Source organism: Arthrobacter sp. HMSC06H05, assembly GCF_001807395.1.
In the GTDB taxonomy this organism is placed as follows: domain Bacteria; phylum Actinomycetota; class Actinomycetes; order Actinomycetales; family Micrococcaceae; genus Pseudoglutamicibacter; species Pseudoglutamicibacter albus.
Window position 1 is genome coordinate 97,542 of the sequence record NZ_KV788998.1, and the last position, 22,415, is coordinate 119,956.

Annotated in this window: 16 protein-coding genes; 10 read left to right on the forward strand and 6 right to left on the reverse strand. The window is 59.7% G+C overall.

The window, feature by feature from the left end:
- Positions 1-2: 2 nt before the first annotated feature.
- Entirely contained in the window at positions 3-2,189 is a 2,187-nt protein-coding gene (locus tag HMPREF3160_RS08465) for a primosomal protein N' family DNA-binding protein (protein ID WP_083285577.1), read from the forward strand.
- Positions 2,190-2,195: 6 nt separating this feature from the next.
- Here the strand turns inward: HMPREF3160_RS08465 and HMPREF3160_RS08470 are convergent, their stop codons facing one another.
- Entirely contained in the window at positions 2,196-3,161 is a 966-nt protein-coding gene (locus HMPREF3160_RS08470; protein ID WP_070508021.1) for an alpha/beta fold hydrolase, read from the reverse strand.
- Between the two features lie 259 nt (positions 3,162-3,420).
- On the opposite strand from HMPREF3160_RS08470, the gene HMPREF3160_RS08475 reads away from it, so the two are divergent.
- Positions 3,421-5,151 carry a glycerol-3-phosphate dehydrogenase/oxidase gene (locus HMPREF3160_RS08475; protein ID WP_176744725.1) on the forward strand — a complete coding sequence of 577 codons (1,731 nt, stop codon included), beginning with the start codon at positions 3,421-3,423 and terminating at the stop codon, positions 5,149-5,151.
- 55 nt (positions 5,152-5,206) lie between these two features.
- Here HMPREF3160_RS08475 and HMPREF3160_RS08480 read toward each other — a convergent pair whose 3' ends face one another.
- Positions 5,207-6,004, reverse strand: a complete 798-nt coding sequence (locus HMPREF3160_RS08480; protein WP_070508022.1) for an NUDIX hydrolase — start codon at positions 6,002-6,004, stop codon at positions 5,207-5,209.
- Between the two features lie 299 nt (positions 6,005-6,303).
- Between HMPREF3160_RS08480 and glpK the strand changes: the two genes are divergently transcribed.
- The 6 genes from glpK (at position 6,304) to holA (ending at position 16,244) form a co-directional block, all read left to right on the forward strand.
- The gene (gene glpK / locus HMPREF3160_RS08485) at positions 6,304-7,836 is read left to right on the forward strand and encodes a glycerol kinase GlpK (RefSeq protein WP_070508023.1); all 1,533 of its coding nucleotides are present in this window, start codon (positions 6,304-6,306) and stop codon (positions 7,834-7,836) included.
- Positions 7,837-7,970: 134 nt separating this feature from the next.
- Complete coding sequence (gene leuS / locus HMPREF3160_RS08490; RefSeq protein ID WP_083285579.1) at positions 7,971-10,460, forward strand: leucine--tRNA ligase; 2,490 nt, start codon at positions 7,971-7,973, stop codon at positions 10,458-10,460.
- Complete coding sequence (locus HMPREF3160_RS08495) at positions 10,460-11,464, forward strand: DegV family protein (RefSeq protein ID WP_083285580.1); 1,005 nt, start codon at positions 10,460-10,462, stop codon at positions 11,462-11,464. The genes leuS and HMPREF3160_RS08495 overlap by 1 nt, the downstream gene beginning before the upstream one ends.
- A 197-nt stretch (positions 11,465-11,661) precedes the next feature.
- Positions 11,662-12,489 (forward strand): helix-hairpin-helix domain-containing protein, encoded by an 828-nt coding sequence (locus tag HMPREF3160_RS08500; RefSeq protein ID WP_070508024.1) that lies wholly within the window; start codon positions 11,662-11,664, stop codon positions 12,487-12,489.
- 346 nt (positions 12,490-12,835) lie between these two features.
- A complete protein-coding gene (locus tag HMPREF3160_RS08505) occupies positions 12,836-15,163 on the forward strand; it encodes a ComEC/Rec2 family competence protein (RefSeq protein WP_176744726.1) in 2,328 nt (775 codons plus the stop codon).
- Positions 15,164-15,209: 46 nt separating this feature from the next.
- A complete protein-coding gene (holA, locus tag HMPREF3160_RS08510) occupies positions 15,210-16,244 on the forward strand; it encodes a DNA polymerase III subunit delta (RefSeq protein WP_070492175.1) in 1,035 nt (344 codons plus the stop codon).
- Positions 16,245-16,388: 144 nt separating this feature from the next.
- Here the strand turns inward: holA and rpsT are convergent, their stop codons facing one another.
- Together rpsT and HMPREF3160_RS08520 are read right to left on the reverse strand one after the other, a co-directional pair.
- A complete protein-coding gene (gene rpsT / locus HMPREF3160_RS08515) occupies positions 16,389-16,649 on the reverse strand; it encodes a 30S ribosomal protein S20 (RefSeq protein WP_035755205.1) in 261 nt (86 codons plus the stop codon).
- Between the two features lie 253 nt (positions 16,650-16,902).
- Positions 16,903-17,535: a type II toxin-antitoxin system PemK/MazF family toxin gene (locus tag HMPREF3160_RS08520; protein WP_070508026.1), complete on the reverse strand. Its 633-nt coding sequence runs from the start codon at positions 17,533-17,535 to the stop codon at positions 16,903-16,905.
- A 190-nt stretch (positions 17,536-17,725) separates the two neighbouring features.
- On the opposite strand from HMPREF3160_RS08520, the gene lepA reads away from it, so the two are divergent.
- Complete coding sequence (gene lepA / locus HMPREF3160_RS08525) at positions 17,726-19,576, forward strand: translation elongation factor 4 (RefSeq protein ID WP_070508027.1); 1,851 nt, start codon at positions 17,726-17,728, stop codon at positions 19,574-19,576.
- Positions 19,576-20,829, forward strand: a complete 1,254-nt coding sequence (gene hemW / locus HMPREF3160_RS08530) for a radical SAM family heme chaperone HemW (protein ID WP_070508028.1) — start codon at positions 19,576-19,578, stop codon at positions 20,827-20,829. The genes lepA and hemW overlap by 1 nt, the downstream gene beginning before the upstream one ends.
- A 9-nt stretch (positions 20,830-20,838) precedes the next feature.
- Here the strand turns inward: hemW and HMPREF3160_RS08535 are convergent, their stop codons facing one another.
- Both HMPREF3160_RS08535 and HMPREF3160_RS08540 read right to left on the reverse strand, forming a co-directional pair.
- A complete protein-coding gene (locus HMPREF3160_RS08535; RefSeq protein ID WP_035755211.1) occupies positions 20,839-21,240 on the reverse strand; it encodes a DUF4870 domain-containing protein in 402 nt (133 codons plus the stop codon).
- A 187-nt stretch (positions 21,241-21,427) separates the two neighbouring features.
- Complete coding sequence (locus tag HMPREF3160_RS08540; protein WP_070508029.1) at positions 21,428-22,279, reverse strand: DUF3097 family protein; 852 nt, start codon at positions 22,277-22,279, stop codon at positions 21,428-21,430.
- Between the last annotated feature and the right edge of the window lie 136 nt (positions 22,280-22,415).

The window sequence follows — 22,415 nt, forward strand, 5'->3', positions numbered from 1 at the left end:
TGTTGACTGAATCGCCAGACGGCGTTTTGTTCGACGCCTCCCAGTTCCGTACTCCGGCTGGTGTCACAGATACGAAGCCAAAGAGGCCATCTCAGAAGAAGCCTCGTATTGGCGCTGATCAGTACGCTGAGCATCTCCCGTATGCTCGGGTTCTGGTGGATACCCCGGTTCCGCATCTTGACCGCTTATTCGATTATGCGGTGCTGAAGGAGCAGGATTCCGATGCGGTTGCCGGTGCGCGTGTGCGGGTGGTTTTCGGTGGGCGCAGGGTTAACGGTTATATCGTGGAGCGGGTTGCCCAGTGTGATCCTGAGGTCACCCCTAGGCCGCTTACGACGGTTTTCTCACCGCTACCTGTTTTCTCTTCTGAGGTGCGTTCGCTGTGTGAGGCGGTCGCTGACCGGTATGCCGGTACGGTGGCCGATGTTGCGAAGTCTGCTGTGGTTCCTCGTGTTGCCAGGATAGAGAAGGAGCCTTGGCATGGCCCGGTTGAGCTTCCGCTCGCTTGCCCTGATACAGCTCGGTGGGCGAAGGCGTGGGAGGCAGAGGACCCTGAGGCGTGGTTGCTCACTGAGTTGTTGGCAGGTGAGGCTCCCCGGGCTGTTGTAGCGGTCACCCCAGGGGAAGCAACGGCGGAAGCCACGGCGGAAACCTCGGCGCAGACCACGGCGGATGCTGCCCGGCACAACCAGTCGAGTGATACACCGCATCACATCGAGGGCTGGGCGGTGCGCTTGGCAACAGCTGCGGCGGCAACGCTGGCTTCGGGTCGAGGCAGTGTTCTGGTGGTTCCGGATGCCCGAGATCTTGATGCTGTGACGCGTGCGCTGGATGCTGTGGTGGGTGCGGATGCTTATGCGAGGTTATCGGCTGAGGACGGCCCGAGCGCTCGCTACCGGTCCTTTCTTGAGGTGGTGACGGGGCAGAGGAGGATTGCTGTGGGTACGCGGTCTGCGGCTTTCGCTCCGGTGTGGAACCTGGGTTTGGTTGCTATGTGGGATGACCATGATCAAACCCATGTTGAGCAGCGCGCCCCGTATCATCATGCCCGCGAGGTCCTTTTGTTGCGTGCTCAACACAGCGGTTGTGCAGCTGTCTTCGCGTCCTTTGCTCGTAGCTCTGAAGCGCAGCGGCTTGTTGAGACCGGTTGGGCCAAACCATTAAGTGCCGCTCGCCCTGTGTTGCGGGACCGTACCCCATGGGTCAGGGCGACCTCGGATAGTTATGAGTCGGAACGGGACCCTATTTTCCATTCGGTCAGGCTCCCTCGTTTAGCTTTCGAGGTTGCCCGTGCTGGGCTTGAGTCCGGGCCTGTTCTGGTTCAAGTGGCACGCACCGGGTTCATCCCCTTGTTGCGATGTCAACGCTGCAGAATGCCTGCCCGCTGCCGGCAGTGTCAGGGCCCGCTGCAGTTTTTGGGAGCGAATGATCCTGCGCCGACGTGTGGCTGGTGCGGCTTGATCGAGCGCGCTTTCGCGTGTGAGGAGTGTGGTGGCCGGAGTTTGCGTGCAGGCCATGTTGGGGCACAGCGAACGGTTGAGGAGTTCGGTCGGGCATTCCCGGGAGTACCTGTGGTGCGTGCGACTGGTGCGGATGCACTCCATCACGTGGATGCTAAGCCTCAGTTGGTGATCGCAACACCGGGTGCTGAGCCTCTCGTGGATGGTGGCTATGCGGCCGCGTTGCTCTTGGATGCCGATGCGATGCTTGCCTCCGGTGGGTTGCGTTCGGGGGAGGACGTGGCGCATCGGTGGTTTGCTGCTGCAGCTTTGGTGCGTGGGCGCGAGGCAGGCGGCCAGGTTGTTCTAACGGGCCACCCTTCGCCTCAGGGTAGGGCTTTAGTCCGGTGGGATCCGGCTGGGCTGGCCGCCCAGGAGCTCGCGGAGCGGGCTGAGGTGGGTTTGCCTCCAGCGGTGCGCACGGCGTCGTTGTCTGGGCCGCGTGAGGCCGCGCAGCAGTTCTGCCTCGACATCCAGGCCGTGGATGGAGTGCGCGCTGTAGGGCCAACGCCGGTACAGGGCAGCTCCGAAGGCGGCGTTACGGATACTGCCGAGCAACGGTGGCTGTTGTTCTTCGACTACGCGGCCGGACCCACCGTAACGCACGCGCTACGGCGACGTAAGGCACTAGGGTCGCTGCGGCGCGACCCCAAAGTCACGGTCCGGGTCGACGACCCAACCGAGCTCTAGCCTCACCTATTCGGGCCTGCCGAGCCACGCGCGTATCGCTCTTGCCGCGGCACGTGGGGTTTCATAGTGAATCAGGTGACCCACCTGCGGGATTATCACGAGCCGCGCGTTGGGAAACAGTGCTTCGAGCGCTGTCTGGCTTGCCACCGTGCCGAGCGGATCCCCGGCCCCTGCGATCAGCAGTGTCGGCGCATCGACCTCGGCGGCGGCATCGAGCACCGTGGTGTGCACCGAGGATTCATAGGTTTCCAGTAGCACTTCGGGGCTTGCGAAGCCGCTCATATATGCCCGATGCTGATGCCTGACATACTCCCTCGTGGCCTGATCACGGCTTGTGGTCATGGTGAGGCTCGCCCCGTCAACGAGTGCAGTGGAACTCAATACCGCGGTGCGCCAGCGCGCTGGAACCCGGGTCCCGAGCTCATAAAGCAAGCGGGTTGCCTGGGTCAACACGATGTGGCGGCCTGCCAGCGGCGGCTCGGAGATCGGGTTGATCAGGATGAGCTGCCCGAAACGCCCCGGATTGGCGGCCATATAGGTTGAGGCGACGACCGAGCCGAACGAGTGGCCGAGCAGGACCGTCTCAGCATCCAGCTCGAGGGCATCGATGAGGGCGTCGATGACTTCGTGAAAGCCTATAGCGCTGTGGCGTGCCTGTTGGGTATCAAACGCGCTAGAGACCCCGTAGCCGGGTAGATCCGGGACAATCCAGGTGTGCTCAGGCATTGCGTTGATGAGGCGGCGTAGGCCGTGATGGTCCCCGCGGAAACCATGGATCGCAAGCACCACACGAGATCCCGCAGCGCCTTGTTCACCTGATGCATTCTGCTGCGCTGGATACACCCACGTGCGCATGCGTGAACCGCATACCGTGAGGTCGAAATACAGCGAGTCCCGGTCATCGTCTAAAGGGCTTGCGGCGAGCGCGAGAGAGTCGGGGTATGGGTGTTTGGTGATGCTGGGTTTACTCACGTTTTAACCTTATGTGTCCAGTAGGTGTTATTGCGGTTTTCGTCTGAGGTTGCGCTTGTTGCCTGAAGTTCATCCGGGCAAGATGGTCGGTATGCATTCCAAGGACCACCACGCCGATACTGTTCCAGCCGGCTCTGCTCCAGCCTGCTCCGCTCCACTTACTTCATCTGGGCTCGGCTCTGCTCCGGTAGATCCATCATCCTCGCTTGCTCCACCATTGAATCTAGCAAGGGGTAGGCATGCGGCGGGGACAGCGCCGGTGCGGGCCTCGGTCCAGCGGATCGCGCAGCGTCCGGAAACCGATGTTTTGATCCTTGGTGGCGGTATCAACGGCGCGGCAGCGGCGCGTGAGTTGGCGTTGCAGGGCATCGACGTTGTGCTAGCGGAAGCTCATGACTTCGCATACGGGGCAAGTGGCGCATCCAGCCATATGATTCACGGCGGTATCCGTTACTTGGAGTATGGCGAGTTCCGGCTAGTGAAGGAGTCGGTCCAGGAACGTAACCGTCTTTTGCGTCATGCCGGGCATCGGGTGCGCCCGTTGCCCACGTTCATTCCTTTGCGTACAACCCTCACGGGTCTTTTGAATGCTCCGCTACGTTTTCTCTTCAAGGACTATCGCGGCGTCCCGGCTGAACGCGGGGCGTTGATGATCAAGGCCGGGCTTGTGCTCTATGACACATACTCCCGTGCGAGTAGGAAAGCGGCTGGCCTTAAACGGCATTCCTTCTTGCTGGGGCGTCAAGCTGTACGGCGCGCGTTCCCTGATCTGCGCCCAGATACTCGCTTTGTCGCGCAGTATCAAGACGCTCAGGTCGAAAGCCCTGAGCGTCTCATTATCGATCTGCTGAGTGAGGCCGAAGATCACGGGGCCCGCATCGCAAATCAGCTGGCGTTGACCGGCACCACAGCAAGCACTATCGATGCATCCGATGGGATCACGTTGACTGACCAGCTCACTGGCCAACACATCCAGGTTCGGCCCCGCGTCATCATCAACGCCACCGGTAGCTGGGTTGACCTCACTAACCGTGCTTTGGGGCATGAAACCTCGTTCATGGGTGGAACCAAAGGTGCACACTTGGTTCTGGATCACCCTCAACTACTTGAAGCATGCCGCGGCGGCGAGATTTTCTTTGAACATCAAGACGGCCGCATCGTGTTGATCTGCCCCCTGGGCGAACGCGTACTCGTCGGAACAACCGACTTACCCGCGGACCCCGGGGAAGTACCCGAATGCTCCGATGAGGAATACGAATATCTGCTTGAGCTCGTCCAGGACATGTTCCCGACGATCCCGATCAGTGAGGAGCACGTGGTCCACACTTTCGCTGGGGTGCGGCCGCTACCGCGATCAAACGCTGACGCGACAGGCGCCATCACGCGTGACCACCACATCGTGCACCTGAGCCACAGCATGCGAGGGACCCGCAACGGTCGGGTAAAGAGCATCGAGATCCCGCTGTTGTGCCTTGTGGGTGGAAAGCTCACTACGTTCCGTGCGGTCGGGGAGCAGCTCACCGATCAGGCTCTGGATCAGCTTGACCGTGACCGCATCAGAACCACGCGCGGTCGGGACATCAAAGGGATGATCCGTGGTGATGACCCCACGAAGGACTGCGAAGCAGTGGTTGGTTCCACCTACGCCCGCGCTCTCGTTAAGCGCTACGGTTCGTATGCGAACGAGGTCGCAGACTTCATCGCACACCTCATCGACTCAGGAACAGATCCCGACGCTGCACACCCTCTTGCGCACACGCGGGAGTTGCTGAGAGGCGAGGTCGCGTGGATGGCGGAGCGCGAACACGCCACGAACGCCGAAGACATCCTCAGGCGCCGCACAAACCTGCGTTTCAATGGGATCGTGAGACAGGACACAGCCCTCAGCGTTGAAGCCGGTAAAGATACTGCGGCTCAAGGCGATGTGGGGGAAGATGCACTCGTGCGTGAGATCGAGGAGATCTTGGAGGCCAGTACGGCGCGGGCGTGAGGCCCCTTTGGCTTCACCGCCGAACTGGCACGAGCGTGACCGGCAGGGTCCCCACTTAGGGTGACTCAAGCGTGTAAAGCCTCGGCGGCCTGTGTTTGGTGCCCTCCAGGAATTCTGAGGTGGCTTTGATCCGAGGCTGGTTTTTGATGCTGCGTTGAAAGTTCCCAGGGTCCAGCTGTTGCCCCTGGATGGTTTCGACGAGTTCACGTAAGTCAGCGAGGATGAACTTCGATGGCAGGCTCGCGTGAGCGAGCTCGTCCAATTCGATTTCGCGCAAGGCTTGCCGGGCTTGAGCGATGATGTGGCTGTGATCGAAGGCCAGAGGCGGCAAGTCATCGATGTCCCACCAGCTTAGCCGTGGGTCCGCTTCAGCGACTTGATACGCGGCATCAACGTCATCCAGGCGCACCATGGACCAGTATGCAACCGTGACCACCCGCAAGCTGCCCACGTGCAGGGAATCCTCTGAGATGTCGGGAGGGAGCCCATCTTGCCCAGGGGTGCGGCGCTGGCAAGCGGCGCGATAGAGGCCGCCGAACGTGTGTAGCTGTTGCGGCTGATAACCGTTCAAACCGGTGACGCGGGTGAAGATCTCCGCTGCAGAATCATCGAGGGAAAGCGCGGCTTGAACCGGTGCCCCGGGGATCGCGTAGCGGCCGCGGAAGGGCTCACGTACCCGTTCTATGAGCGGAATCTGAATGCGATAGGGCAGTGCTTCAGAGTGGTTTTTGAGCTGAGAACTATCGGTGTTGTTGGAGTCTGCCGGCTTCTTGGAGAAAGCGAAAATGATCACCGAAACCGCCAGTTCGGGCTGGAGGTTACGGCGTTCAGTGACATTAGCCCAGGTGTGCATGCAAGCAACTCTACCTACATATTGTCATGCAAACAATTACATATTGCCGCCACGGCAGGTACTTAGTGTCACTCGCGCAATTAGTTATTGCCACCTATACAATTAGTTCCGGTCAGATGCACAATAAGTTGTTGTCGCGGCGACACTAAGCAGATGTCACCCAGACAATTACTTATTGTCACTGCCGCAATAAGCAGGTTTCACTTTGCCTCGAAGCATGCCTGACGTCGCGCTCACCTCGCGCGCTCGCTACGATGCTTTGAGACTCTTAACAACCCACGCACATCATCGAGGGCTTCATGACACAAAAACTTATTGTGGCGATCGATCAAGGCACCACATCCTCCCGGGCTATCGCCTTCGATGAACGCGGTCAGCAGCAAGCAGTGGCCCAACGTGAACATCAACAGCACTTCCCCCTGCCAGGCTGGGTCGAACATGATGCGACCGAAATTCGGGACAATGTCACAGCCGTATTAGCCGAACTGTTGGATACCCTCGGGGAGAGGGCCAGCGCCGTCCAGGGAATCGGCATCACGAATCAACGCGAAACCATCCTTGTATGGGACGCCGCAACCGGCGAGCCCGTAACCCCAGCCATCGTGTGGCAAGATGCCCGCACCCAACGCATCGTCGATGAGATGGAAGAAGACGGTGGGCTCGACCGCTACCGCGAGGTCACAGGCTTGCCGCTAGCAACATACTTCTCCGCAACCAAGCTGCGCTGGATCCTCGATACAGACCCGCAACTGCAGAAACGCGCAGAAGCCGGGGAACTCCTTGCAGGAACCATGGACACCTGGGTCATCTGGAATCTCACAGGCGGCCCAGACGGAGGCCTGCACGTGACCGACGTGACCAACGCGTCTCGAACCATGCTCATGAACCTGCGCAAACAAGCATGGGAACCCAGCATCCTCAACGACTTCAACATCCCTGAAGCGATGCTGCCCCGCATCGTGACATCATCCGGGCACATCGGGCACATCAGTAGCGGCAACCCCGGGGCAGGCCTGCCCATCGCAGGAATCCTCGGTGACCAACAAGCAGCCCTCTTCGGACAAGCCGCGTTCAAACCGGGCCAAGCCAAAAACACTTACGGAACCGGCTGCTTCGTTATGTACAACACCGGAACCACACCGGCACGCAGCACCAAAGGCCTCTTGACAACGATCGCCTATCAGCTCGACGGTCAAGAACCCGTCTACGCCTTGGAGGGTTCCATCGCAGTAGCAGGCTCGCTGGTTCAATGGCTACGCGACAACCTCAAGATGTTCGAACACGCCCCACAGATCGAAGAGCTAGCGAGCGAAGTTGAAGACTCCGGCGGCTGCTACATCGTCCCGGCCTTCTCCGGACTCTACGCTCCGTGGTGGCAGCCCGAAGCTCGCGGTGTCATGACTGGGCTCACCCGGTACGTGACCCGCGAACACATCGCACGCGCCGTACTGGAAGCGACAGCTTTCCAAACCGCTGACGTTTTCGACGCCGCCGAAGAAGACGTTGACGGCAAACTCACCGAACTGCGAGTGGACGGCGGCATGGTCACCAATAACGTCTTGATGCAGTTCCAAGCCGACCTGCTCGGTGTCGATGTTCTACGGCCGGCCGTCACCGAAACCACGGCACTCGGTGCCGCTTACGCCGCCGGGCTCGCCGTTGGCGTCTGGAATTCACTGGACGAAATCGAGGAGAACTGGCAATTGGAGCGCACCTTCAGCCGTTCCATGGACCAACAAAGAGTCGAGCGGAAGAAACGCATCTGGCGCAAAGCCGTCCACCGCAGCTTCGACTGGGTTGATGAAGACGTCCAAGCCGATTCAGGAACCTGATACAGCCGTTATGTGACATGCACTAAACATGCAGAAACCCGTTTCACACGTAGAATAGGGAACTGCTTTGACTCCTGCCACACGCGCACGAGTTGTCTACGCACAAGCTGACCCACACAGAAGAGGAATACCAGTTGGCTCAGGCCCCTACGCCACAAGAGAACGCCACCTACGATGCGCACGCCATCGAGAAGCGCTGGGCGGGTTATTGGGAAGAAAACAACGTTTTCACACCAGCGGATGACGGCTCCCGCGAACGTAAATACGTCCTCGACATGTTCCCTTACCCGTCGGGGGACCTTCACATGGGTCACGCTGAGGCCTTCGCCATCGGTGACGTCGTAGCACGCCACTGGCTACACCAAGGCTACGACGTCTTCCACCCGATCGGTTGGGACTCTTTCGGCCTGCCAGCTGAGAACGCCGCGATCAAAAACGATCAGCATCCGGCCGAGTGGACATATAAGAACATCGACACCCAGGCGGAATCGTTCAAACGGTATGCGATTTCCGCAGACTGGAACTCACGCCTTCACACCTCCGACCCGGAGTATTACCGCTGGACCCAGTGGCTATTCCTCGAGCTGTTCAAGCACGGGTTGGCCTACCGGAAGAACTCGCCAGTCAACTGGTGCCCTAAAGACCAGACAGTGCTCGCCAACGAGCAGGTAGTCGATGGCGCATGCGAGCGATGCAAAACCCCAGTCACTAAGAAGTCGCTGAACCAGTGGTACTTCAAGATCACCGATTTCGCTGACCGTTTGCTCGACGAGATGCCTGCGCTGGAAGGGAAGTGGCCCGAGCGTGTGCTTGCGATGCAGCGCAACTGGATCGGCCGGTCCCACGGCGCCAACGTGAACTTCGTGATCGAAGCCAACGCCGGTAAAGACGAACACACCATCGAAGTGTTCACAACCCGCCCCGACACCCTCTACGGCTCAACGTTCATGGTCGTTGCCGTGGACGCCGACCTCGCAGACCAACTGGTCACAGACGAACACCGTGCAGCGTTCGAAGAGTATCGGGAATCAGTCAAAGCCGCCTCCGACATCGAACGCCAATCAACAGAGCGCAAAAAGACCGGCGTGTTCCTGGGCCGCTACGCAACCAACCCGGTATCCGGCGCTTCTGTACCGGTGTGGGCCTCCGATTACGTGCTGGCTGACTACGGAACCGGGGCGATCATGGCCGTGCCGGCCCACGATCAACGCGACCTCGAATTCGCGCTCGCCTTCGATTTGCCAGTGCGCACCGTTGTCGACACGGGGGAGGAAGACCCAGCCGTCAGCGGTGTCGCCACCGTTGGCGACGGCACCCTCATCAACTCCGGCCCGCTCGATGGGCTGAGCAAGCAAGATGCGATAGCTCAAGCCATCGACATCGTCGAGAAGGCCGGTACCGGGCATGAGGCCATCACCTACCGTTTGCGTGACTGGCTCGTTTCCCGCCAACGTTTCTGGGGTGCACCGATCCCGATCATCCACTGCGCATCATGCGGTGAGGTCCCGGTCCCCGAAGACGAACTGCCGGTGCGCCTGCCAGAGGATCTTCGCGGTGAACAGCTTGCGCTCAAGGGCCGTTCGCCGCTTGCTGGGGCCGAAGACTGGGTCAACGTGACCTGTCCTGAATGCAGTGGTCCGGCTCTGCGCGATACCGATACGATGGACACGTTCGTGGACTCCTCGTGGTACTACTTGCGTTTTGCCTCGCCGCAGAATGACCAGGCGGCTTTCGACACCGAGGCCGTCAAACGCTGGTTGCCGGTTGATCAATACGTCGGCGGTGTTGAGCATGCGATCCTGCACTTGCTGTATTCACGCTTCATCACCAAGGCACTACAGAGCTTCGGCTACCTCGATTTCAGCGAGCCGTTCAGAGCGTTGCTGAACCAGGGCCAGGTTTTGAACCAGGGCAAGGCGATGTCCAAGTCGCTCGGCAACGGCGTGAACCTGGGCGAACAGCTCGATCAGTTCGGTGTGGATGCCGTCCGTTTGACCATGGTTTTTGCATCCCCTCCCGAAGACGATGTCGACTGGGCGAATGTTTCGCCATCGGGTGCTACCAAGTTCCTGGCACGTGCCTGGCGTATTGCCCAAGACGTGAGCAGCGCGGCAGGAACGGACCCGGCTGGTGGAGATCAAGACCTGCGTTCGGTAACGCACAAGATCCTCGCCGAATCGCTCGAGAACCTTGAGAACGGGAAGTTCAATGTTGTTGTGGCTCACGCGATGGAGCTCACCAACGCAACCCGTAAGGCCATCGATTCCGGTGCTGGCCCAGCGGATCCGGCTGTGCGCGAGGCAGCTGAGGTCATCGCATTGCTTCTGAGCCTCGTCTCCCCATACACCGCTGAGGACATGTGGCACATGCTCGGCCATAGCCAGCCGATTGCCCGCGTGCCGTACCCAGCGGTGGATGAATCCCTGCTCAAGGAAGAGACCATCACCGCCGTGGTTCAGGTCAAGGGTAAAGTCCGCGGCAAACTCGAGGTCCCGGTGGACATCTCTGAAGAGGATCTACAGACCCGGGCGTTGGCGAACCCGGACGTTCAGCGGTTCTTGGGGGACCAGCAGATCCGCAAGATCATTGTCCGCGCCCCTAAATTGGTTTCGATTGTCGTTTAATGTCTGACCGTTTGCCATCCTTTACGCGCAGGTTGCCGCTTTCTTCCGAGCGGCATCCTACGCGAGGACAGCCTCGTTTGGGCCACCGCATCGCCGCGTTGGCTCGCGCATATTCCGGGCGTAGGCCCCGCACGTGGGTCATCACCGATTCCGCGGCAGGTTTGAGCGAAGAGGTTGTTGCTAGCTACCGCGGTTATCTCTCGGTCGTGCCGATGCATGTGACCGTTGGCGGTCAGGTGTATAACGATGGTGATCCGGACCTGCAGCGTGCTCTTGCGATGGGTTTTGCGCTTGGCCAGTCGGTTTCAACGTCCAGGCCCGCACCAGGGAAATTCCGCGAGGCTTACGATCATGCGGTAGAGAACGGTGCGGAGCGGATCATCGTGATCACGATGGCCGGCAGGCTCTCTAATACAGCCGATTCGGCGCGCCTTGCGGCAGAACAATGCACGGTTGAGGTCGATGTGATCGATTCCTGCAGCGCCGGCTTCGGTCAGGCACTCGCGGTAGTCTCGGCCGCCGATGCGGCAATGACATCCCGCGACCCCATTGAGGCCGCGGAACGCGCCATGGGTTCGCATATCTGGCTCACCGTCCCATCATTGGATGCGTTGCGTAAAGGTGGCCGAGTCACCCTAGCGGCTTCCGTTTTGGGTAATCTCTTGAACATCCGGCCGATTCTGCGATTCGACGCGGCCGGAAGCATCAGTGTTTTAGACCGGATACGCCACACCGATCGGGCGTTAACGCGCATCGCTGAGCTCGGGATCGAACACGCGACCGGAGCGGCACCTGGGGATGTCCAGGTGGCGGTTCAGCATTTCGCAGCCGAAGAAGCCGCCATCGAAGTCGCCGATGCGCTTGAGCCCCATACGTCATGGCCCGTGACAATTTCGCCACTGCCATCGGTTCTGGCCGCCCACTGTGGGCCAGGCGCAATCGGCTTAGTAGTGCACCGAGTTGTGCACGAATCCAACCCAGGGAACCAGAATCTGGACAACTGAGGCACTGCGCTGAACGCCTCACCTGGAGTTCAGGGGTCAAGTCCTTGCCGACAAGTCCTGCCCTAGAGCCCTGGGCTTGAGGTTTGCTGTTAGCACTCTTACTGTTGGCGGCCGATCCACTATCCCCAGCGCTAGTGGCACCGGGGCCTCATCCACAGCCGCCGCATCGGGCTTGTGATTCTTCTTAGCCTGAGGGCATGAGCCCGCAACATCTACGCCAACCGAATGAGACAGATTCCTATGACGATTACGCATGGCTAGACGAACCACCTCGCCGCCCACTCCTTGGACGGTGGGGGATCGGCGCGCTCGCACTCGCTCTGTGTGTTCTGCTGGCTGTGCTTGGCTACCGCCTATTCATTGCCAACAACGGTGCGCTCACATCAGCCGGCGTGGTCGCAGCCAATGGGCAAGCACCTGCACAGCCTGAAGCTGATTCTCGCTCGACACCTGGAGACGCCAGTTCCGGGCCGGGTAGTACAGATAGTCCTGACCACGCCCCCAAACAGGGGCCAGCTCAACAGGCCGCTGGCGGGCTTCTGCGGGTCCATGTTGTGGGTGCAGTGAAGAAGCCTGGCCTCTATGAACTGGATCAAGGTGCAATCACTGCAGACGCAATCAAGCAGGCGGGTGGGATGACCCGGGCGGCCGATCAAGCCGGCATCAACTTGGCGGCACCGGTCAACGATGGCGAACAAATTCGGGTGCCACGCAAAGGTGAACACGCCAGCAACGGGCCTGTTAGCGGCGGTGGCGGGAGTGACGGTAGCGGCAAGACCGGCCGGCTCAACACCGGCGGGGGCTCCTCCGGACCAGGCGCCGGCGGGAAAATCATTGTGCGCATCAACTCGGCCAGCTCTGAAGAGCTTCAACAACTGCCAGGCGTTGGGCCAGCGCTCGCCCAAAGAATCCTCGACTTCAAGGCTCAACACGGACCGTTCCGTGGACCAGCAGATCTTGATGCGGTCTCCGGTATCGGGCCAGCGATCTTGAGCAAGATCGAGCCGATGGTCTCCTATGACTAGTGAACCACCTGCTCGATTAGGCGGCTATGCCGACCGCGCCGCCGTATCCTCAACCTCTCTTCATCCACCGGGGCCAGACCCTCAACGATCCCTCCAGCCGTTAGCGCCAGCGCTTTTATCCGGTACTGCCGCATGCGTTGCGGTGTGCTGGGTCTATACGGTGCACGGCTTCCCACCCGGATTCGCTTGGGGAGCAGCCCTAACGTGTGCGGTGCTGGCCGGTGTCCTGTTCTTTGTGCTGCGCATGAGAACACATTCGGCGCATAGCCATCGCAGGCAACAGCGCCCGCGGCACCCTAGCTTTCGGGGCTCACATGCACTTTCTCATGCGATCCTGGCGTTGATTATGCTGAGCGCAACTTTCTCATCCTGCGCACTCGATGCTCAAGGCCGGCTGAACGCGCAAGCGTTCATATCGGATGCCCCGTTACAAGCCCGGCTCGAAGTCACGGAGGCCCCGCGGGATATTGGGCCATCAATGCTGACGCATGTTTCTGTAACGCCGTTAGTTCAGGCTGGCCCGAGCCTCAGAGAGGAAAGCAAGCCCCGCCACAATACGCCGAGATTCGAGGCCGTGATCTTTACGCCGAGCTCGCAGATTCCCGAGAACGCAGCGGTGGGTACACAGTGGACGGCGTGGATACGTGTGAAGGCTCACCGTGAACGTGCATCCGAACCCGTGTCCGTGGCTGTACTCTCGCCTCCGGTGGATGAGGCGTCCGCTCCCGCGGGGTTTAGCGCGTGGGTCAGAGCGAATCTGCAGAAGCTAGGGCAACGGTGGGGAGGCGAAACCGGCGCACTCATCCCAGGCCTGATTGTGGGGGATCGCTCCAGCCAGTCTGTAGAGCTGTCTGCTTCCATGGTCGTATCTGGGCTGAGTCATCTCACCGCGGTATCCGGGGCGAACGTTGCGGCGATGGTCCTCGTCGTGACCTCACTGTGTCGGCTTGTGCGGCTACGAGGCATAGCCCGCTATGCGGTGATCCTTGCGGTGATCATCACCTTCGCGCACATCGTGGGCCCTGATCCATCGGTCCTTCGAGCATGCATCATGGGCGCGGTGGGCGCCTTCGCAGTCACTGTTGGCAGACCAGCCGCCGCAATCGCTCTGCTAGCTCTGGCAGCAACAGTGCTTCTACTACTAGACCCCTGGATGCTGGTTGCACCCGCGTTCCAGCTCTCCGTCCTAGCGACGTTCGGGATCTTGATCGGATCCCATCCACTTGCACAACTGTTGCAAGGCCTCAAGTTTCCACGGCTCTTCGCCGAAGTCACCGCCGTCTCAGCTGCCGCAACCATCGCATGCACACCGGTCCTCGTGGCGATGGACCCTGCTCAATCCTTGTGGGTCGTCCCTATCAACGTTCTAGCGAGTCCCGCTGCCGCACTCGTTGGGCTCGCGGCTCCAAGTGTCATGTTGCTCGGCTGGATTCCCTGGCCGTGGGGCTGGCCATTAACTGCATGTGTGGGGCTGCCGGCACACGTCATCACAATGCTGGCACGGTTCTCAGCCGAACACGCACCCATGCATCACTGGCCGGAAATGCCGTGGGGTTTCTTGCTTGCGGCCATAACGTGTTGGGTTCTGCCCGCAACACTGCTGGTTCTTGCGCAACGCGCGCGGCCCGATGTTCTTCGGGCGTGGCTTTCGCACGTGCGTCTTGACCTCCAGGCCCGCCGCTCAGCGTCCACGATCGCAGCGGCCCCATCACCATATACAGGGCACCGTCAACCCGGGGTTGGCCACAGCCAGCGAGGGTTTAAACAAGGCCCACCCAAGTTTGGGCGGCGCCCTGCTGCGATCGTCCTCTCGGCTTCGGTCATCGTTTCTTTCGTGTTTGTTCTGGCGAGCTTCATCCGAGCACCTGACCCAGCCCTGAGCCGCGCTCAGGCTGGGGACATCCTGTTTTGCGATGTCGGGCAAGGGGATGCGCTCGCGGTGATAGGGGATGAGAACAACGCGCTACTGATCGATGCAGGGCCAGACCCAACACACATCGATGCCTGCTTGAGCCGAGCCGGCATCACCAAACTCTGCGGCGTGGTGATAACCCACCTGGACCTTGACCACGTGGGTGGGCTTGACGGCGCTCTCAACACGCGAGAACTCAGTGGGGAGGTCATCTATGGGACAGCTAAGAGGCGTCCTCCCGTCGAGCAGGCCCGGCGAGCGCTGGAAGGGGAGCAGATGACGTGCGGTCCGTGGAGCGTCGATGTGCTGTGGGCACCGCAGCAGGCCAGCAGTGAGAATGGTGCATCTGTCGTGACGCGTGCCCGCATGATTCACGGTGATGGTTTGGGGGTCGAATTGATCAACACGGGTGATCTGGAGTCCGAGCAAGCTCAGCTGATGTTGCGATCGCATAAGTTGGAACGATCTACCGGTGACCTGCGTGTTCTGAAGGTGGCCCACCATGGTTCGGCTACGGGTGGAACTGAGCTCATTGAAGAGTTTCAGCCTGACCTCGCGCTGATCGGTGTAGGCGCTGATAACGATTACGGCCATCCCCGCCAAGTCATTCTTGAGGCGCTGTATCGGGCGAATGTGAGCGTTCATAGAACTGATCAGGAAGGCACCATTATCGTCAGGCCTGTCTCAGGAACGGAAGAAGCTGATAACCGTGTGGGCGCGCAGGTGCTTCACGAGCGCTCCCCAGCAGGTAGCATTCGATAGGTAGAATCCGCGCTTTAGCGTTGCTCTATTCCGTTGAGGAGACACGATGACACCACCTGCCCGCTCGAAACGAGCCACCAGGTCCGCTGGTGGGCAGCGTGGTCCTAACTTCCGGTCAGCTGAACCGGCCCCGCTGGTGTTTCTTGACGGTGCCGATGATTATCAAGCCGCACGCGCTTTTGAAGTCGTCCGTTCCAAGGCCCGGGCTGCGGACCCGTCCATCGAGGTGACCCGGATCGACGGTGAGTCCTACGAACCTTCCCAGCTCATTCTCGCTTCGAGTCCGTCACTGTTTGGCGGTTCTCCGCTGATTGAAATCCACGGCTTGGAGAAGATGAACGAGGCCCTCCAGAAGGATTTGCTCAGCTATATTGAAGCGCCGCAGGAGGACGCTGTCCTTGTGTTGCATCATAGTGGTGGGCAACGCGGAAAAACGCTAGTCAACGTGTTGAAGAAACGCGCTAGTGTGATCGATGTTTCCCCTCTCAAGAAGGACCAAGAACGTCAAGACTTCGTGCTGGGGGAGTTCAAGAGTCTGCGCCGTAAGGTGGATCCTGAAGCGGTGAGGGCTTTAGTGGATTCGGTAGGTAGCGATGTAGCCGAACTGGGAGCCGCCGTGTCCCAGTTGGCTTCCGATATCGACGGACCCATTACCGTGGATGCGGTCACCACGTATTTTGGTGGCCGGTTAGAGACCACAGGCTTTGCGGTGGCCGATGCCGCTGTGGCAGGTAGGGGAGCCGAAGCAGTCAGTCTCTTGCGTTATGCGTTAGCTAGCGGACTTGACCCTGTTCCGCTGCTTGGCGCGATTGGCGGTAAGGTCCGGCAGATCGCGAAGGTAGCCGGCAGCTCCGCACCCGCAGGACAGTTGGCATCCGAACTTAAGATGGCGCCGTGGATGGTCAAGCAAGCGCAGGCTTCGGCGAGGCGGTTCTCTGCTTTCAATATCGCCAAAGCCGTTCAGTTGATCGCTGCAACAGACCACATGCTCAAAGGCGCTTCACGCAACCCCGAGTATGCGTTGGAACGCTGCGTTATTGCTATCTCCCGGATGGCGGCGGCCGGGCCGCGCGCTTCCTAAACCTCGCCACCCAGGTGAAGGGAGTGCGGCCGGGCTAGTGAATACCGAGCATTTTCGCCCGCAACACAAACCAGGGGCCCATCCGAGTGGATGGGCCCCTGGTCACGTATCCGGTGTTCTCACCGGTTACTCAAGGTTGATCGTTTAGAGACCGTTGACGGCCTGAGCGAGCTTCGACTTACGGTTTGCAGCCTGGTTCTTGTGAATAACCTTCTTGGTTGCTGCCTTGTCGAGCTTGCGGCTTGCAGCCTGAAGAGCTGGGATGGCGGCGTCCTTATCGCCGGCCTCAACTGCAGCGCGGACCTTCTTCTCGAAAGTGCGCAGTTCAGACTTGACCGCCTGATTGCGCTGGCGCGCCTTCTCGTTGGTAATGATGCGCTTCTTCTGCGACTTGATGTTCGCCACGTTGTTCCTTCGTGTTGAAGATGAATTGGGTCTGAGGGTTCCGTAGCTACCACGACTGAGAGAGTGGGGAACTGGGTCCGGTAGCTACGAGTGCCCGTCGACCACGCGCGGACACACTAGCGACCATCCTAACATTCATTGAGTGTTCATGCCGCATGAGCCGCACCACAGTGACCCACGTTCGCCTACGCTTGAGCCGTGGCTTGGGGATCGGGCCTACCCCTCTCCAGTGACTCTCCAGTGACGCGCCCTTTTAATGGTGGCGGTTGTACTCGCTGATCACCAGGTCAAAGCGGCTTTTATCGAGAATCGCGCCAACACGACGGACCGAGTCAGGGTTGATGCGGATCACCCGTGAGATCCGCGCTTCGCTTGGTCTGCGTTCTTTATCCCACGCGCCTGAGCCGATGTCGACGAACTCGGCGTGATCGCGGCGGTCATCGTGGTCTTTCGAGGTCAGCATGAAACCGAGCATCCACGGACCATCCCAACCGGCAAGCAGAACGGGCCGGTCCTTGCCTTGACTGTGGTCCTCTTCATACGGGACCCAGGCCCACACGACCTCGCCCGGGTCAGGATTGCCATCGGGATGCGGATCATAGACCGCGGTGAGACGGCCCGTATAGTCGCCCGGATACGCCCCTGCAGTAACGGGTGCCTTACGAGCAGAGGCGTTGCGGCTCGAGCTCGACTGGCGCTGAGGCTGTTGCGAACGCTGAGGCTGTTTCGAACTCTGCTGCTGGTGCGAACGGGAAGGACGCGGGGAGGATGACGGACGCGGACCACGCGTTGATGTTTGGTCACCGCTTTGGGATGAGAGGAAACGTTTGATGAGCGGGCGCGCCACGCGTAGAAGCTGGGTGAAGAATCGGCCTTGGGAAGACATGCCCACTATTTTATGTCCACAGCCGCCCTCTTGATACTCAACTGATACTCAACGGCTCCGGTAGCCCCTTGCAGCCGAGGCGTGCATCGTGAGCTAGCTTCGTCTCAGGCTCTAGGCCTTAGAGATGCTACTGAAGCTCATGAGATACTAAGGGAGTTCGAGTTTCGCAGTGTGAAGTGAGGCCCTCTCCGTGTCCCCTCAGGCCGTTACGCCGCAGGTCCCTTCGAAGACTCCTATGGACGTCATTCGGAATTTTTGCATCATCGCCCATATCGACCACGGTAAGTCGACGCTGGCTGACCGTATGTTGCAGGCGACTGGTGTTGTTGAACCTCGCGAAATGCGCGCCCAGTACTTGGACAACATGGATATTGAGCGTGAGCGCGGCATCACCATCAAGTCGCAGGCAGTGCGTATGCCGTGGGAACTGGATGGTAAGACATTCGCTCTGAACATGATCGACACGCCGGGCCACGTGGACTTCACGTATGAGGTTTCGCGTTCATTGGCCGCGTGCGAGGGCGCCATTCTTTTGGTTGATGCTGCCCAAGGCATCGAGGCGCAGACGCTAGCGAACCTGTATCTGGCGATGGAGCATGAGCTCACGATCATCCCGGTTCTGAACAAGATCGATCTTCCGAATGCCCAACCTGATTTCTTTGCTGTAGAGCTTGCGAACCTGATCGGTTGTGAACCGGATGATGTCTTGCGGGTTTCGGGTAAAACCGGTGAGGGTGTCGAGGCATTGTTGGAGAAGATCGTCCGCGATGTTCCGGCTCCTAAAGGCACGCTTGACGCGCCGGCCCGCGCCATGATTTTTGACTCTGTGTATGACGTCTACCGTGGCGTGGTCACCTACGTCCGTGTTGTCGATGGCCGGCTCAGGCCGCGCGAGAAGGTCAAGATGATGTCTTCTGGCGTGAGCTATGAGCTGTTGGAGATCGGTGTTTCTTCGCCAGGCCCTATTCCGACTGATGGCCTGGCAGCTGGTGAGGTGGGCTACCTCATCACGGGTGTTAAGGATGTCCGCCAGTCGAAGGTCGGTGACACGGTCACGAACTTCACGAACCCCGCATCCGAGCATTTGGCGGGCTATGACGAGCCTCAGCCGATGGTTTTCTCAGGATTGTTCCCGATCGATGGCTCGGATTTCCCGGTGTTGCGTGATGCGTTGGATAAGTTGCGTCTCAACGACGCCGCGCTCGTGTACGAACCGGAGACCTCCGCTGCGTTGGGCTTCGGTTTCCGCGTTGGTTTCCTCGGCCTGTTGCACCTTGAGATCATTCGCGAGCGACTTGAACGCGAGTTCAACCTTGACCTCATTTCCACAGCCCCCAACGTTGAGTACGACGTCGTGACTGAGGATGGCACGCATGTTCACGTGACGAACCCGTCTGAGTTCCCGGATGGGAAGCTGAAATCGATCACCGAGCCGATGGTTTCAGCGACCGTGATTACCCCGGCTGAGTTCATCGGCGCGGTCATGGAGCTGTGTCAGAGCCGCCGCGGCAACATGATGGGCATGGACTATTTGTCCGAGGAACGCGTGGAGATGCGTTACCGCTTGCCGCTGGCTGAGATCGTGTTCGATTTCTTCGACCACCTCAAGTCCCGCACCCGCGGTTATGCGTCACTGAACTGGCAGGCTGATGGCGCGCAGGAAGCGGATCTGGTGAAGGTCGATATCCTGTTGCAGGGTGAGCGCGTGGACGCTTTCTCCGCGATCACCCACAAGGACAACGCGTACTCGTATGGCGTGATGATGACTTCTCGGTTGCGTGAGTTGATTCCTCGTCAGCAGTTCGAGGTACCGATCCAGGCAGCGATCGGTTCCCGCATTATTGCGCGTGAGAATATTCGCGCTATCCGTAAGGACGTTCTTGCCAAGTGTTACGGCGGTGACATTAGCCGTAAGCGCAAGCTGCTTGAGAAGCAGAAGGAAGGTAAGAAGCGCATGAAGATGGTGGGGCGCGTTGAGGTCCCGCAAGAGGCCTTCATTGCCGCGTTGTCCTCGGACGATAACGGGGGCAAGAAGAAGTAATGGCGCAGCTGCCGGAGGGGGATCCCGCCCCAGCCGATGGAGCTCTCACGCGCGAGTCGGTCGCGGATGCGCATGAGCGTTCTTTGAGCTTCTACGTCCATATCCCGTTTTGCGCGGTCCGTTGCGGCTACTGCGATTTCAATACCTATACGGCTACTGAGTTAGGTCATGGCGCAAGCCAAGACACGTACGCGCTCGCTGCGGCGCGTGAGGTGGATTTTTCTGCCGAGGTTTTACGTCGCGCTGGTGCTGTGCCTCGCGAGCTGTCAACGGTCTTTTTCGGCGGCGGCACTCCAACCTTGTTGCCAGCAGGGGACCTGGTCATGATCCTTGAGCGTGCGCGTTCACTGTATGGTGTCGCACCCGATGCGGAGGTCACCACGGAGGCGAACCCGGACTCGGTCACGCCTGAATCGCTCGCTGAACTGAAGGCCGGTGGTTTCACCCGGGTTTCGTTCGGGATGCAGTCGGCGGTGCCGCACGTTCTGTCTACCCTGGATCGAACTCACAGCCCGGAGCGTGTACCGCAGGCGGTGCAGTGGGCGCGCGATGCTGGCTTGGATGTATCTGTTGACTTGATTTATGGGACGCCGGGGGAGTCCATCGCTGATTGGCAGGCTTCCATGGATGCGGCTTTAGCGTTGGAGCCGGATCATGTTTCGGCGTATTCGCTCATTGTTGAGCCTGGCACCAAGCTGGCTGCGCAGATGCGCCGTGGCGAGGTCCCGATGGTCGATGAGGACGATCACGCCGAGAAGTATGAGCTGGCTGATGCGGTACTCGCCGATGCTGGTTTCAGTTGGTATGAAGTCTCCAACTGGGCGCGCTCTGAGAAGCATCAGGCTCGCCATAACGTTGCGTATTGGCGTAATCAGGATTGGTGGGGGATTGGGCCGGGCGCACATTCGCACATCGGGGGTATCCGTTGGTGGAATGTGAAGCATCCTTCGGCGTATCAGCAACGCATCGACGCGGGCGTCTCGCCGGCGTTGGCGCGGGAAGTTCCTTCGGCTGATGCTCGCCATCTTGAGAACATTATGCTCTCGATTCGCTTGGCCAGCGGGCTTCCTGTTTCGATGCTTTCGCTCAGTGAGCGCGGGCGCCTACCCGGGTTCGTGGCGCGCGGCTTAGGTCACATCGTTGATGGTGCTGGCAACGAAAAGCCCACACCCGAAGATGGTGATCGGTTTATCTTGACGTTGAAAGGGCGTTTGCTCGCTGACGGTCTAGTGCTCGAACTGATCGAGAATTAGCGGCGAGAATTAGAACAAGCGCATATTGAAGCGGTACAGGTAAGGGCGGCCTTTGTTGACTTCGATGCCGGCGACGATTCCGGAGAACGTCATATACAGCCACACCACAACAAGTGCTACGGAGAAGATCGAACCGATACCTGGAATGAATATCGCCAGTAGCATCAGGACGAACATCAAGGCTGTGAGCGGGAGCGTGAAGTTCACGGCTTCACGTGATTCTTGGGCGGTGAACGGCCCGCGATCCTTGAACAGGTAGTGGATTATCATCGCGGGAATGAACCCAGCGATCGCCCCGAAATGTGAGACTGTGGCCCAGCGCCTGTCCTCGCTCGGGGCAAGGGGCAGCGAGTCAGTCGACGTCTCTTTATCCCGAGGCTGCTGAGGGCGCCCAGGTGTCGGGTTCGTCACGCTTTGTTCCTCTCTAGAAAACAGTTGTCGACTATATTACTCATCAGCTACTACAGCCTCATCAGACTGTAGTAGTACATGGGCTACTACTTCTGGACAACACTCAGCTGTGTCGCTTTTCACGTTCGCTGACTGTGAAGTTGTCTGTCCTCAGTTCTTCTTGAACAGTCCTATCAGCCGGAACCTCTTAGTCCTCAACTGAGACGAAGTCGATCATGTGTTCAACTTTGCCCAGCAGCTCAGGCCGCAGGTCAGCGTAGCTGGAGACGGATTCGAGGATGCGGGAGAAACCTGCCCCCACGTCGGCATCAGTTTCAGCAGGCCACCCTAGATGCCGCAGCATTCCGCGTTTCCAGTCTTGGCCGCGGGGGATCTGCGGCCACGTTCTGAGCCCCACTTTCTCAGGTTTGACTGCTTCCCACACGTCCACGAATGGATGCCCGACGATCAGGACGTGTTCGCGGGCTCCCGGAACACGCATCGCTTCGGCGGCGATACGGGTTTCTTTTGAGCCTTCGACGAGGTGGTCCAGTAGTATCGCGAGTCTGCGCTGCTGTGTGGGGGCGAACTCTTCGACGAGGCTTGCGAGGTCATCGGCGCCGTGCATCGGTTCCACGACGATGCCTTCGACACGCAGATCGTGGCCCCACACTTTTTCAATGAGTGCGGCATCGTGGATGCCCTCGACCCAGATACGTGCCGCACGGGCTGTCTTGGCCCGGGCACCTTCGACATACACCGAGCCAGATGCCGAGATCTTCGTGACCGGTTCAGCTTCCGCTATCGAGGCAGGCTCGACGATCTCGACGGGTTCACCGTCGATCCAGAACCCGAAACCGGCAGGGAAAGAACGGCGAGCCCCACGCCCGTCTTCCAACTCGAGAACCCGGACGCCACCGGAGCGTTCGGTCCGGATCACCTCGCCAACGAAACCGCTTTGAACGTCTTCAAGCACGAGCCCTACATGGGCTGCGACCTTGCGCGGTGCTTTGCGGGCAGGGTGAGAGATCGAGCCGGGGCCCCATTGGCTCCAATCCATAGCTGGGCTCCTTTAGGTACATTCCGAGGTGGGCGGCTCTGCCGGTTCTAGTCTTTTACAGCCTACGATGCCCTAGCGCGTCCGCAGGGGACCTTTGCCTGCACGGTGCGGCGGGGTGGCGATGCGGCGGGGTGGC